The 12,607-nt window shown below is 66.5% G+C and carries 13 protein-coding genes, 1 pseudogene and 1 riboswitch; of the genes and pseudogenes, 4 read left to right on the plus strand and 10 right to left on the minus strand.

The window, feature by feature from the left end:
• Positions 1–30: 30 nt before the first annotated feature.
• The 4 genes from ACFSZT_RS15540 to ACFSZT_RS15555 form a co-directional block, all read right to left on the minus strand.
• Positions 31–984 (minus strand): M56 family metallopeptidase, encoded by a 954-nt coding sequence (locus tag ACFSZT_RS15540; protein ID WP_377392556.1) that lies wholly within the window; start codon positions 982–984, stop codon positions 31–33.
• Positions 981–1,346, minus strand: coding sequence for a BlaI/MecI/CopY family transcriptional regulator (locus ACFSZT_RS15545; RefSeq protein WP_377392553.1), 366 nt, complete (start codon positions 1,344–1,346; stop codon positions 981–983). The genes ACFSZT_RS15540 and ACFSZT_RS15545 overlap by 4 nt, the downstream gene beginning before the upstream one ends.
• A 95-nt stretch (positions 1,347–1,441) precedes the next feature.
• On the minus strand, positions 1,442–2,059 hold the full coding sequence (locus ACFSZT_RS15550) for a DUF305 domain-containing protein (RefSeq protein WP_377392549.1): 618 nt from the start codon (positions 2,057–2,059) through the stop codon (positions 1,442–1,444).
• A gap of 102 nt (positions 2,060–2,161) precedes the next feature.
• Positions 2,162–3,030, minus strand: a protein-coding gene (locus tag ACFSZT_RS15555) for an IS5 family transposase (RefSeq protein ID WP_377478175.1) whose coding sequence is annotated in 2 segments (ribosomal slippage) — positions 2,162–2,662 and positions 2,665–3,030 — 867 coding nt in all. Because the reading frame shifts where the segments join, the coding sequence is not laid out codon by codon here.
• A gap of 1,093 nt (positions 3,031–4,123) precedes the next feature.
• A riboswitch (cobalamin riboswitch) is annotated at positions 4,124–4,308 on the plus strand.
• A 59-nt stretch (positions 4,309–4,367) separates the two neighbouring features.
• On the opposite strand from ACFSZT_RS15555, the gene ACFSZT_RS15560 reads away from it, so the two are divergent.
• The 3 genes from ACFSZT_RS15560 (at position 4,368) to ctaD (ending at position 7,147) form a co-directional block, all read left to right on the plus strand.
• A complete protein-coding gene (locus tag ACFSZT_RS15560; RefSeq protein ID WP_377393662.1) occupies positions 4,368–4,529 on the plus strand; it encodes a CbtB domain-containing protein in 162 nt (53 codons plus the stop codon).
• A 26-nt stretch (positions 4,530–4,555) separates the two neighbouring features.
• Complete coding sequence (locus ACFSZT_RS15565) at positions 4,556–5,296, plus strand: CbtA family protein (protein WP_377393659.1); 741 nt, start codon at positions 4,556–4,558, stop codon at positions 5,294–5,296.
• Positions 5,297–5,389: 93 nt separating this feature from the next.
• Positions 5,390–7,147, plus strand: a complete 1,758-nt coding sequence (ctaD, locus tag ACFSZT_RS15570; RefSeq protein ID WP_377393657.1) for an aa3-type cytochrome oxidase subunit I — start codon at positions 5,390–5,392, stop codon at positions 7,145–7,147.
• 7 nt (positions 7,148–7,154) lie between these two features.
• Here ctaD and ACFSZT_RS15575 read toward each other — a convergent pair whose 3' ends face one another.
• Together ACFSZT_RS15575 and ACFSZT_RS15580 are read right to left on the minus strand one after the other, a co-directional pair.
• Positions 7,155–8,333, minus strand: coding sequence for a ZIP family metal transporter (locus ACFSZT_RS15575; RefSeq protein WP_377393654.1), 1,179 nt, complete (start codon positions 8,331–8,333; stop codon positions 7,155–7,157).
• Positions 8,330–9,220 (minus strand): multicopper oxidase domain-containing protein, encoded by an 891-nt coding sequence (locus ACFSZT_RS15580; RefSeq protein ID WP_377393651.1) that lies wholly within the window; start codon positions 9,218–9,220, stop codon positions 8,330–8,332. The genes ACFSZT_RS15575 and ACFSZT_RS15580 overlap by 4 nt, the downstream gene beginning before the upstream one ends.
• Positions 9,221–9,650: 430 nt before the next feature.
• Between ACFSZT_RS15580 and ACFSZT_RS15585 the strand changes: the two genes are divergently transcribed.
• A complete protein-coding gene (locus tag ACFSZT_RS15585; RefSeq protein WP_377478282.1) occupies positions 9,651–10,337 on the plus strand; it encodes a DUF3105 domain-containing protein in 687 nt (228 codons plus the stop codon).
• 1 nt (position 10,338) lies between these two features.
• Here ACFSZT_RS15585 and crgA read toward each other — a convergent pair whose 3' ends face one another.
• The 4 genes and pseudogenes from crgA to ACFSZT_RS15605 all read right to left on the minus strand — a co-directional run bounded on the left by crgA (position 10,339) and on the right by ACFSZT_RS15605 (position 12,513).
• Positions 10,339–10,605: a cell division protein CrgA gene (crgA, locus tag ACFSZT_RS15590; RefSeq protein WP_377393646.1), complete on the minus strand. Its 267-nt coding sequence runs from the start codon at positions 10,603–10,605 to the stop codon at positions 10,339–10,341.
• A gap of 58 nt (positions 10,606–10,663) precedes the next feature.
• Positions 10,664–11,077 (minus strand): annotated as a pseudogene (locus tag ACFSZT_RS15595) (DUF2231 domain-containing protein); the annotation flags it as partial.
• The gene (locus ACFSZT_RS15600; RefSeq protein ID WP_377393643.1) at positions 11,074–11,736 is read right to left on the minus strand and encodes a TlpA family protein disulfide reductase; all 663 of its coding nucleotides are present in this window, start codon (positions 11,734–11,736) and stop codon (positions 11,074–11,076) included. The gene ACFSZT_RS15600 and the pseudogene ACFSZT_RS15595, both read right to left, overlap by 4 nt.
• 36 nt (positions 11,737–11,772) lie before the next feature.
• Positions 11,773–12,513, minus strand: a complete 741-nt coding sequence (locus ACFSZT_RS15605) for a cytochrome c biogenesis CcdA family protein (protein WP_377393640.1) — start codon at positions 12,511–12,513, stop codon at positions 11,773–11,775.
• Positions 12,514–12,607: the final 94 nt, after the last annotated feature.

Consider the following 12,607-nt stretch of genomic DNA (forward strand, 5'->3'; position numbering starts at 1 on the left):
TTGAAGCCTGCTCTCACCGCACGACCCTGGCTAGCCGCCCGGCGAGCAGCTGATCAGGGCGATTCCCAGCAGCAGGGTGGATCCGGTGAGGAATGGCAGGGTCGCTGCCGTCATGCCCATGATCCCGCAGGAGATCGACCTGCGTAGTTTGCCCGGCGGGAGGGATCCGTGTCGCAGCCGAGCGAGCCGCAGGTCCACGGCCTCCTGGGCCATGGCCAGCGACGTACTCGGCGCGCCGTGGCTGGACACGTTCAGCAGCGCGGTGCGCACCGCGGCGGGCCCGCAGCTGCGCACGGCCTCGGCGTCGGCGGCCAATTCGACCAGCTCGCGGACCGCCCGCGGAGCCTGCCGGAACAGCGGCACGAACGGCAACGCCGCGCGCAAGGCATCCGCGGTGGCGACCAGGAGGTGGTGCCTGCCGGCGAGGTGCGCGTGTTCGTGCGTGAGAACAGCTGTGACCGCGTGGTCGTCCAGGTGCTTGGTGAGGCCCTCGGTCGCCACGACGATGCCGGGACGGCCGGCCATGCTGAACGCGAGCGGGTGGTCGTGCGGGAGCCACAGGGTGTCCGGCGGGCCGGTCTCCGTCCGGGCGGCCAGCCGCAGGACGGAGAGATTCTCCTGACGTTTGCGGGCTCGCTGCCGGGCGCCGCGGATGGAGACGATCACCAGCCGGATCGCGAAGGCGCCCAGCAGCGCTCCGCCGAGCAGGCCGGCGAACTCCTCGACCCGGGGTGGCGAGCCGTGCTGGAGCGCGGCCCAGCACCGATCGATCAGGGCGAGCAGGGGGGCGCTTGCACCGTGGCCCGGCGTCAGTAACAGCAGTACACCGGCCGCGGCAGTGAGCACGACACCGGCCATCGAGATCAGCCACGCCACGATCAGCAGCAGCGGGTCGCGGCGGCGCAGGTCCATCCGCCGTAGGACACCGGGGACAAACCAGCCTGCGGCGAGCGCGCCGGCGAGCAACGCGACGGCGATCGTCATCGGCGCCGGACCCGCTTCTTGCGCAGCGCGCTGCGGAGCAGGTCGGTTTCCTCGTCGGATCCCGATGCGATGAAGTGCATCAGCACCGCCTCGGGGTTACCCGAGGAGTCCAGCACGTCACGCAGGGCCTGCGCGGCGGCTTCCTCGCGGCTGAACGAAGGTTCGTAGTAGTAGGCCTTACCGTGGAGTTCCCGCTTGACCCACTCCTTGCGGTGCAGGTTGTCCAGTACGGTCATCACCGTGGTGTAGGCCAGCTGCCTGCCGGTGTCGAGCTGCTCCAGCACATCGCGGACCTTGATCGGTTCCTCCGCGTCCCAGAGCACGTCCATCACCGCGGCTTCGAGTTCGCCGAGACCGTGCATGGCACCTCCTTACGAAGCAACATCGTACGCGAGGTGCCGCTGTGCGGGGAGCAGGCCAGGGGCTGCTCCCCGCACAGGGCTCACTGCTCAGCTCATTACTGGCCGAGCATCGCCTGCATCTCGCTGATCTCCGCCTCCTGAGCGTCGATGATCTGCTGCGCCAGTGCCTTGGCCTCGGCGTTGCTGCCGTTCTTCAGCTCCGCCTCGGCCATGTCGACGGCACCCTGATGGTGCTTGATCATCATTTCCATCCACAGCCGATCGAAGTCGGCACCCGAGGCCTGCTCGAGCTGCCGCATCTCCTCGTCGCTCATGCCGCCTTCCATGCCCTCCATGCCGGGCATATCCATGCCGGGCATGCTCGACATGGTCGGCGTTGCCGGTGCGCCCCACTCCTTCAGCAGATTGGTCATCTGCTGAATCTCGGGATCCTGCGCGCCCTGGATGCGGGTGGCGAGGTCCTTGACCTTCGGGTCGGTGGCGCTGTCGACGGCCATCTTGGCCATGTCCACCGCCTGCTGGTGGTGCGGGATCATCATCTGCGCGAAGGCGATGTCGGCGTCGTTGTGGCCGGCCTGCTCCGCGCTCGTAGCCGGGGCCGAGGTTCCGCTCTGGCCCATGTCCATGCCCGACATGTCGTCATCGTTGCCGCCGCAGCCGACGACGAGCGCGAGGATCGCCGCGGCGCTCGCGCCGATCAGTGTCTTCTTCATGAATGCTTCAACCTTCTGTCTGTCTGGGGACTGTTCAACGTCAGGACTTCCCTGCGTGCCTTGGGGCAACGCTGGGTGACCATCTAGGTCGTGTCCTGCAATTCATCGTAGCCAGAGGATGATGGCGGCGATGGTGAGTTCTGCCTGGTAGTAGGCGGCGCGTTTGGCGTAGCGGGTGGCTAGGTCGCGGAACTGTTTGAGCCGGTTGAAGCAGCGTTCGACGACGTTGCGCTGCTTGTACAACTCGGCGTCGAAGGCGGGCGGGCGTCCGCCCCGTGAGCCGTGCGCGGCGCGGCGGGCGATTTGGTCGTCGCGTTCGGGGCTGACGAACCGGATCCGGCGTTGTCGCAGGGCGTGGCGGGTCGAGGGGTGCGAATAGGCCTTGTCCGCGATCACCACCTCGGGACGGCGGCGTGGGCGGCCAGGCCCGGTGCGAGCGACACGGATCCCGTCCAGCAGCGGCACCAATTGTGGATTGTCACCAGCCTGCCCCGGGGTGAGCACAACCCGCATGGGCAGCCCGCGTCCCTCGACCACGAGGTGGATCTTGGTGCTCAATCCGCCGCGGGAACGTCCGAGTCCTTCGCCGTCGACCGCGATCGCCTCGATGGCGGGCGTGCAGCCCCCTTTTTCCGGGCTCCCGCAGCATGCTGGTGAGCCCGGACCACCGAGGAATCGACACTGATCACCCACTCCACGTCCCCGACAGCGTCGTCTTTGACGATCACCTCGTCCAGAATCCGCTGCCAGGTACCGTCCTTGGTCCACAACCGCAGCCGCTCATGGGCGGTCTTCCACGGCCCATACCGTTCGGGCAGATCACGCCAGGGCGCGCCGGTCCGAAGCTTCCACAGAATCGCATTGATCACCTGCCGGTGATCCCGCCACCGCCGCCCCGGCCCCGACACCGCCGGCAGCAGCGGCTCAATCCGCGCCCAGGCCCGATCCGTCAACTCACCCCGACCAACCACGGACAAGATCAAACCCCATCCGCAGCTAGATCATTTACAGGACACGCCCTAGATGCGCAGGATGCAGACAGAGGTGAGCAAGGACCGTCCGGCTCGCGGTGGTGATCTGTTCCCGGGGTGTGTGGATGAGCGCGCGCCGATCCGGCGAACATGTGTTCGAGTCCTGAATGTGGCGACGAGCCATGAGGCGAGCAGTACGAGCCCGGTGGCGGCGAGCAGCACCGCGAGGCAGAGGTGCATCAAGTCGTGGCCGGCTCCCGGTGCCGGATCGCCAGCTGAGGGAGCCTCAAGCATTCCACTCACGCTGCTCGGTGCCTCGGACATCGCGGCGGCGGGGGAGTCGTCGGCCATCGCCGCGTGAGCCGTGAGGAAGGGTATGTGATGCATGCCGAGCACAGCGAGGGCAAGCACGCACAGCAAGAGCACCTGCTGTCCTCGACGGGTGCTCGCTCGCATAGCGTTCACGGTAACGACTCCTCCGTAGGCTCCGGGCATCGGGAGCCGATCACCTGTTGCTCAGTGGCCGCAGGTGACACGCTAACCGTGCTGTCGCAGTTCACGTGGCCGAACGAATTGCTGCGAGCCTGCCGGCATTCCGGTACCGCTCCCTCGTTACCTGGTCGTCCGGTGACTGGGTTGCGGCGTTCCAGGTCGCCAGCGTCCCGATTGGTGCCATGCGGCGGTCCTTCTTCTCGGCGATCGTGAACCCGGCTTCGCGAACGAGTGCTGGATCTGGCCGAACAGGTTCGGTCTACGGTCGAACGAGCCCCGCGCGGGATCGGCTTCCTCGTGGGCGTCCTGGTGCAGCTCCATCTCGGTGTCGGCTCGCCTGGTCTACGAGTCGCCACGGGATCGGCTGTAAGGGCAGGTGAGCGGGTCATGGACCGGGTGAGCCAAGCGGAATCCGAACGCGGGAACGAACGCGTGGCTCTTGCGCTGTACTGCTCATCGTGGGAAGGCACTCGTATCGATGGTGACGCCATCGCGGACCGTCAAGACTACACCAAATATACTATCGTTGGTAGTAGATTTGGTGTAGCTGTGGCGTGGTCCACACGGGATCTCGCGGCCTTGTGGCTGGTGCTTCGCCTGCCTACGCTGACTGAGCCGCAGTGCTGGGAAGCCGGTGTGAGTCCGGCACGGTCCTCGCCACTGTGACCGGGATGCGCACGTCCACGACGTTTCGAGTCAGCCACTGGACCTGAGAGTCAGGTCTGGGAAGGCGGGCGTTCGTGAGGACCCGGAAGTCAGGAGACCGACTGCGGTGGTTCTGGTCCGGTTCCACGAGGTATGGAAGGAAGGCGTCGATGGCGACCCCTGTACCTGCTTTACGCTCCGTGCGCACGGTTCCGTTGTGGGCATGGTTGCTGGCATTGTCCTCGCTCCTGGTGCTCTACGTGATTCTGCAGGAGAACGGCATGCTGCTCGGGCAGGCAGCTGAATTCGTCCACGAGTTCGTTCACGATGGACGGCACGCGCTGGGCGTGCCGTGTCACTGAGGAGCGGCGAGATGGCTTCGTATGGCATGAAACAGATCGTTGCGCGTGGTGCGCTCGCCGGACTGCTGGCGGGCGTCGTGGCCGCTCTGGTGTCCGTGCTTATCGTCGAGAGGCCGATGCGGGCGGCGCTCGTTATCGAGGACGCTCGTCCTGCGGCCCCCGGCGCACGTGGCGGGGACTTGTTCAGCCGTCCGACCCAGGTCGTGGGCGGGATGGTGGCCGCAGTGGTCGTGGCGGTCCTGATCGGGATCGTGTTCGCCGTGGTCTACCGGTGGGTCGCTGAGCGTGTCCACCGGCAGAGTGCCTTCGCTCGCAGCCTGCACCTCGCCGCCGTGGGTTTCGCGGCGATCGTGTTGCTGCCGATGGTGAAGTACCCGGGGAACCCGCCCGGCGTCGGCGATCCCGACACCGTCGACCAGCGCACGAATATGTACCTCTCGTTGATCGCTGCGGGGCTCGTGCTGGCGGTACTCGCCCACTGGGCATACCGTGCGCTTGCGAAACGCAACTGGCCTGGCCCTATGCGCGGTGTCGTCGCCGCAGGTGGCGCGATTGTTCTCGCCGGTGTGGCCTTGGCGGTGTGGCCGGCGAACCCGGACCCGATCCCGCCGGATGTCCCAGCGGCGCTGCTCTGGCAATGGCGACTGGCGTCGCTGTTCGAGCTGGCGGCGCTGTGGGCGGCGCTCGGCGTCGGCTTCGGCCTGCTCGTCGACTCCTCTGCGCGTCGCTGGGCAGCGGGACAGCGCGCGGCGGTCGCACCCACCTGACCTGCACCGGTGAAGCCACTCGCGTGACCTTGCCCACCAAACTACTATTCAACCTAGTGGAAGTGAGCAAGGTCACGCGAGTGGAGTCCGGTCATGGCTATCCGACCCGGCCGCATCGCCGTACGACGCGCTTCTGTCCGTTCGGTGCCCAAGGGTTCCCGGCTGCTGTCCTTGCTACGGACTACCGATCACAAGCAGATCGGCATCCTCTACCTCGCCACGTCGTTCGGGTTCTTCCTGGTCGGTGGTGCGCTCGCGCTGCTCATGCGTGGCGAACTCGCTCGGCCGGGCCTGCAGTTCCTGTCGCAGGAGCAGTACAACCAGCTGTTCACCATGCACGGCACGATCATGCTGCTGCTCTACGCGACGCCGAATCTGTTCGCGTTCGCCAACCTGGTGATGCCGTTACAGATCGGGTCGCCGGATATGGCGTTTCCCCGGCTGAATGCCTTGTCGTACTGGCTGTTCCTGTTCGGCGGGCTGATCGTGCTCAGCTCATTGCTCACCCCGGGCGGTGGCGCCGACTTCGGCTGGACGGCCTACACGCCGCTCGCGCGCGCGGAATACTCGCCTGGCATCGGCGGCGACCTGTGGATCTTCGGACTCATTGTGTCCGGGCTCGGCACCATCCTCGGTGCCGTCAACGTGATCACGACGATCGTGTGCCTCCGGTGCCCGGGCATGACGATGTGGCGGATGCCGATTTTCACCTGGAACCTCCTGTTCACGAGTGTGCTGATCTTGGCGGCCTTCCCGATTCTGACCGCGGCATTGTTCGCGCTCGCCGCTGACCGGCGTCTCGGGGCGCACGCGTTCGATCCGGCCAATGGGGGTGTGATTTTGTGGCAGCATCTGTTCTGGTTCTTCGGTCATCCCGAGGTCTACATCGTGGCGCTGCCGTTCTTCGGCATCATCACCGAGATCATCCCGGTGTTCTCCCGCAAGCCGCTGTTCGGCTACCGCCTCATGGTGTTCGCGACGATGGGCATCACGGCGTTGTCCTTCGCGGTGTGGGCGCATCACATGTTCGCCACCGGTGCCGTCCTGCTGCCGTTCTTCTCGTTCCTTACGTTCGCGATCGCGGTGCCGACCGGGATCAAGTTCTTCAACTGGATCGGGACGATGTGGAAGGGCACGCTGACCTTCGAGACACCGATGCTGTTCTCGGTCGGCTTCCTGGTGACCTTCCTGCTCGGTGGCTTGACCGGCGTGCTGCTGGCCGCGCCACCGTTGGATTTCCAGATCACCGACAGCTACTTCGTGGTGGCGCATTTCCATTACGTGCTGTTCGGCACCATCGTGTTCGCCACGTTCGCGGGCGTCTACTTCTGGTTCCCGAAGATCACCGGGCGGATGCTCGACGAGCCGCTGGGCAAGCTGCATTTCTGGCTCACGTTCATCGGCTTCCACCTGACATTCCTGGTGCAGCACTGGCTGGGCGCTGAAGGCATGCCGCGTCGCTACGCCGACTACCTGCCCTCCGACGGGTTCACAATGCTGAACACGATCTCGACCATCGGAGCATTCGTGCTGGGCCTTTCGATGCTGCCGTTCCTGTGGAACGTGGTGCGCAGCTACCGCTACGGCGACGTCGTCGAGGTGGATGACCCGTGGGGCTACGGCAACTCGCTGGAGTGGGCGACGTCCTGCCCGCCGCCCCGGCACAACTTCACCGAGCTACCGCGGATTCGTTCCGAGCGGCCCGCGTTCGAACTGCACTATCCCCACATGATCGAACGGCTGCACGGAGAAGGGCACATCACCTTCACCGGCAAGGTCAAACCGCACGGCACCAATCGGCAGCCGCTGTCGGTGCAGGCCTCGGAGGCGACGAAGGGTGACACCGGCTGACCGGCTCTCATACCACGAACAGGCCCGTGAGATACATGGCGAGCAGACCGGCCGTGATGCCACTGGCGGTGGCCGGAGCGAGTATCTTGCCTGCCTTGTCCCGAAGCGATGGTGCGATTTGGACGACGACCTGGGCGATCGCGCCCACTCCGATCCCGATCAGGAACGCGGAGAGCTCCGCGTTGTTCACCGCGGCCCCGAGGAGCGCTCCGGCGATGGCGGGCGCGCCGGCGAGGATTCCGAGGCCCAGCAGCTGGAGGACCGTGGGCCGTCGTTGTCGGGTCAATGGTGACACGATCGCGAGGCCCTCGGTGGTGTTCTGGATGGTGAAGCCGATGACCAGCGCCGCGCCGAGGGCGAGTTCGCCGACGGCGTAGGCGGCACCGATAGCGAGTCCCTCGCCCAGATTGTGCAGCCCGATCCCGGTCGAGATCAGGAGAGCGAGTCGTAATCCGCCTGGTTCCTGTGCGTGCTGCTGGCGGTCTCTCAGCCGATGATCGACGGCGCTGAGCGAGAGGTAGGCCACGACGGCGCCGAGTACCACGAGCGCCGGGCCGCCGAAGGCGCCGCCATTGCTTTCGGCGAGCTCGACGCCTTCGAGAGTGGCATCAACGGCCAGGAAGACCAGCAAACCGACGGTCACCCCGAGCAGCACCCGCGTGCCCCGTTGGCCGAGGCGCCGCAACGTCGGCAGGAACAACATGCCCAGCACCACGGGGATGATCCCGACGTACGTGCCGAGCAGCGTCATTACGGCGAAGAAGCCGCCGCTCGCGCGTGGCGTGTTCACCGCGGCCGGGATCTCGTGCTCGATCACGACACCGGTCGCGGTGAGCAGCGAGACCAGGTAGGGCTGGCCGTCCTGCCAGGGATAGTCCAGGCGCAGGGTGACAGCCTCCAGGCGCTCGATCGGTTGTTCGCCGCCGGTGAGGTCGACGTAGGCGTCGTTGACGAAGGCCTGGGCGACCTGGACGGGGTCGGGGCCGGTGTTGCGCACGGTGAGCGCGATGACGCCGCGAGTCAGGTCGGTGCGTTCCACGGCGAGCTGCTCGATCGGTGGACCTTGCCGTTCGGGCAGTGTGCGACCGCCGAGCATGGCCAATGCGACGAGGACGATCGCGACGATGGCGAGGGTCGCGATCGTGGGAACCCACGACCGCAGCGTGGCGATTCGCACGTTGCTCATTCGGTGACCTCGAAGAACCCCATCCAGCCGAGTTCGGCGAACTCGCTCTTGTGCGCGTGGAACATGTACTTGCCGGGATGGGGAAACCGCACCTCGCAGATGCCCCGCTGGCCTTGCGCCTGCATGATCGTGTCGGTGTACTCGGCCGGCTCCAGGCTCGTACCGGTCGGGTAGTAGTGGAAGAAGTTGCCGTGCAGGTGGAAGCTGTTGATCGGGTCGTACTCCAGCGTGTTCACCAGGTAGATCCGGACCAACTCACCTCGCGTGACCCGGATGGGCTCGTGCATATAGTGGAACGGGATGCCGTTGACGGCGTAGAGCTGGTTGCCTTCGGCGTCGAAGGTGGTGTTGTAGCCGTGCATCACCATGACCAGCTCGTCGGCGGGCGGACGGCCTGGCTTCGGGTCGACGATGAACGTGCCGTATAGGCCGCGGGCGATGTGTTCGGCCAGCGGCCCGACGTGGCAGTGGTACAGGTGCAGCCCGAACGGCTGGGCGTCAAACTCGTAGACCTCGCTCTGGCCGGGTTCGATGACGCCGGGACCGACCTCGGGAACGCCGTCCATATCCGCCGGGTGGATACCGTGGAAATGCATGGTGTGCGGGTGGGCGGAGCCGTTTGTGAACCTCACCCGCAGCAGATCGCCCTCGGTGCAGCGCAGTGTCGGGCCTGGGACGCGCGAGTTGAACGTCCACGCGGGGAATCGCACGCCTGGGGCGACCTCGATGTCCTCGTCGGCGGCGAAGACCTCCCACTCGCGCAGCACCCGGCCGCCTGGCAGCCGGGACACGCGGCCGTAGTCGAAGTCGCGGAGGATCTCGGTCGGGTTGAAGCCGTTGGCCTGGTGGTCGACGGCGCTGTTCATGCGGAAGGTCGGCCCGTTCACGCCGCCGCCGTGCCCACTGGCAGAACCGTCAGGCCGTGTGGCTTTCGGCTCTGGCGCGACCGCCAACGCGCTCTGGACCCCGGCAGCTGCCCCCGCTGTGCCCGCGAGCATCCCGCCGAGAAGAAACCGCCGCCGCGACGTGGCGCGCATCAGTTACGCCCGCCGTGCGACACCAGCTGCTCCACTGAGCTTCCCTTCGCTCTACAGAACATCAGGATTCGTGACGACTAACTTACTTATGTGCTTTGGCGAAAACAAGAGGTTGTCTGTAGGGGTCTCGCTGTGTAGGAGTCAGTGAAGCTACGCCCGCTCCGTACTTCTACTATGACGGTTAGTATGTCTGGCTGTTGGACTAAAGGCGTGAGTGGAGTTGGGGTAGGCAATGACGAGTGGTCGTAAGGCGAGGGCCAGCCGGAGAGGGTCCACGGTGGTGGCGTACAAGCCGAAGCCGTGGGGCACCATCGCGGCGGCAGTCGCGATTCTCGCGCTGGCTGGGGTCGTGTTCGGTTATGCCATGGTCAAGCTGTCGGCCAAGAACGACCGGGTGGAAGCGCTCGCTGCCTGGACGCCGTCGGAGGACAACCGGGATCCCTCCACAAAGATTGCCGGGGTGGTCACGAAGGACTATCCGAGCCGCGACCACATCAAGGCCACCCAGCGCGTGGCCTACGACCTGAATCCGGCGTTCGGGGGCGCCCATGACGGCGCGTGGGCGGAATGCAGGGGAACGGTGTATTCGACGCCCGTGCGTACCGAGAACCTGGTGCACTCGCTGGAGCACGGCGCCGTGTGGGTTGCCTACAACCCGGACGACGTGTATGGCGACGCCCTGGACCTCCTGAAGCAGCAGGTGTCTGGGCGGCAGTACACACTGCTGTCGCCCCATCCCGGCCTGGAAGAGGCGGTCTCGCTCCAGGCGTGGGGCCGCCAGCTGAAGGTTGGCGGCGTCGGCGACGCCCGCATCGAGCAGTTCATTCAGGCGCTCGCCGGCAATCGCTACACCGCTCCAGAACCGGGGGCCACCTGCCAGGCTGCGCCTGGCCAGTTCGACGTCGACAATCCGCCGGCCTTCGACCCGGCCCCGCCTGGACCCGATGCTGTGCCGGTGAACGGGTGAGCTACCGCCAGCGCAACGTCATCAGTAGCCCCGTGACACCGAATACGAAGGCGACAACGAAGTTCCAGTTGCCGAGCTCGAACATGAACTCGATTTCGTCGCCGGCGATGTAGAACACGGCCATCCAGCCGAGCCCGAGCAGCATCAGGCCGAACATGACCCCCTTGTAGATAGGGTGGGATGGCCCGGCTGCGCGCGGTTTGGCAGGCGTGCGGCGATTCGGCGGCGGGGTGTAGGCGGTCTTCTTGCGGGTCCTCGACTTGGGCATGCTTACTCTCCTCGTGTGTCTCGTGGTGTTGCCGATCCGAGGATGTGAGGGCGACTTTGTGGCGGTGGGCGAGTGAGCCACCGGCCAGCGCCGCGGCGAGCACGTTGGCCACACCGACGGATGACAACGCGATCAGCGCACCGGAGACTGGTTGGCTGATGCCCTCACCAGCTCGCAACACGTAGTTGCTGCCGTACACCAGGATCGCGGTCATGACTAGACCGAAGTGGACCATCGCCACCGACTGCGCCTTCGTGTTCGCGGGAATAGGGAGGGTATCGATGAGCCCGGCGATGCCCGCGATGATCGCGCCGGCCAGCCCGATGCCGATCAACCAGTACGCGCCCCTCGCCAGGAAACCGGGCTCGGCCGCGAACCGGGATGCGATGTCGAACACGAGGCTGGCCACCCAGCAGCCGATCGGCACGGTGACCAGGAGGGGATGCAAGGGGAGCCGTGACCGGGCCGTCATGGGGCTTTCTCCAGCATGCGGTCGATTGTGGCCTGCACCTCGTCCGCGCTACGGAACACCAGGGGGTCGGTGATGCGCTCGACCGAGCCGTCAGGCCGCACGAGGTAGTTGACGGGCAGCACCGGCGGAACCCGCAGGACGCGTAGCACGTTCTCCTCGCCGTCGTAGAGGGAGGGATAGGTCACGCCGAGTTCCGCCATGAATTCGAGGCCGGCCGAGGCCTGCTCCTTCACGTTGACACCGAGGACGGGTATCGAGCCGGGGCGTTCGGCGTAGCCGGCGAGGACGGGCATCTCCTCGCGGCAGGGCACGCACCAGGAGGCCCAGAAGTTCAGCAGCGCCGGCTTCCCCGCTAGCGCCGCGCCGAGGTCGACCATGCCCGGTGTGCCCAGGCACGGGGCGCTGATGCCGGCCAGCGGACCTCGTGGCGCGGGCGCGGCAGGAGAGGGGCTCGGGCAGGGCCGCATGGCTGCGCGCTCCCGCAGTGGGGCGAGCGCGGCGTCTTCCTCCGGTGGCCCGGCTGCGGGTAACGAGGCGAGGGTGTTCAAGTCGACGGGCCCGCCATCCGTGTCCTCGGTGCCGCCTCTCGGCCAGAGCGCGACGATGCCCGCCACGGCCAGGATCACCACAACGATGGTCCATCGTCCGGCACTCGTCATCCGCCACCTCCAAGTCTACTAGTTATGATAGTAGATCTAGATCGGTGGCCAGCCGAGGCGGGCGTAGAAGGCAAGTATGTTGCTCATCAGTGCGGTCCAGCCTCCGGTGAGGACGGCGATTCCCATCGCGACGAGCAGAAGCCCGCCGACGATCTCGATCCGGCGTGCGTGGCGGCGCAGCCAGCCGAAGCCGGTGCCGCCCCGGGTGAGTCCGGAGGCGAGCAGCAAGAACGGCAGGCCGAGGCCGAGCGAGTAGGCGAGCAGGAGCAGTGCGCCGCGGCTGACGGTGGCGGTGCTCGCGGCGGTGGCCAGAATCGAGGCGAGTACGGGTCCCACGCAGGGGGTCCAGCCGAACGCGAACGCCGCGCCCAGCGGCAGAGCGCCGCCCGGGCCGCGGCCGAACCGCGTGAGGTCGAACCGAAGTTGGCGATGCAACAGCGGGATCTTGATCAGGCCGGTCGTCACTAGGCCCATGACGATGATCAATGTCCCGCCGACGATGTTGATCGTGCGCAGGTTGCTCGCGAGCAGGAAACCCAGTGCTGACGAGGTCGCGCCGAGCGTCGTGAACACCGCGGAGAACCCTGCGACGAACAGCAGCGCACCCATCAGTGCCTTCCGGCGCTCCCGCGTGGGTAGCGGCTCGTCGGCGACTGCAGGCCGAGCGAGCCCGGAGACGTAGGACACGTAACCGGGCAACAGCGGCAGTGTGCAGGGCGAGGTGAACGAGACGAGCCCGGCGACCAGCGCCAGCGACACCAGTGCGAAGAGCTCCACGCGCCTCGACCTCCATCTCTGGCGGCGCCCCCCTTGCGGGGCGGTCGGCCTCAACCCGTAATCTACGACCATAGATAGTAATCAGCTTGCGCGT

Source organism: Prauserella oleivorans (assembly GCF_042685745.1).
Taxonomy (GTDB): Bacteria; Actinomycetota; Actinomycetes; order Mycobacteriales; family Pseudonocardiaceae; genus Prauserella_A; species Prauserella_A oleivorans.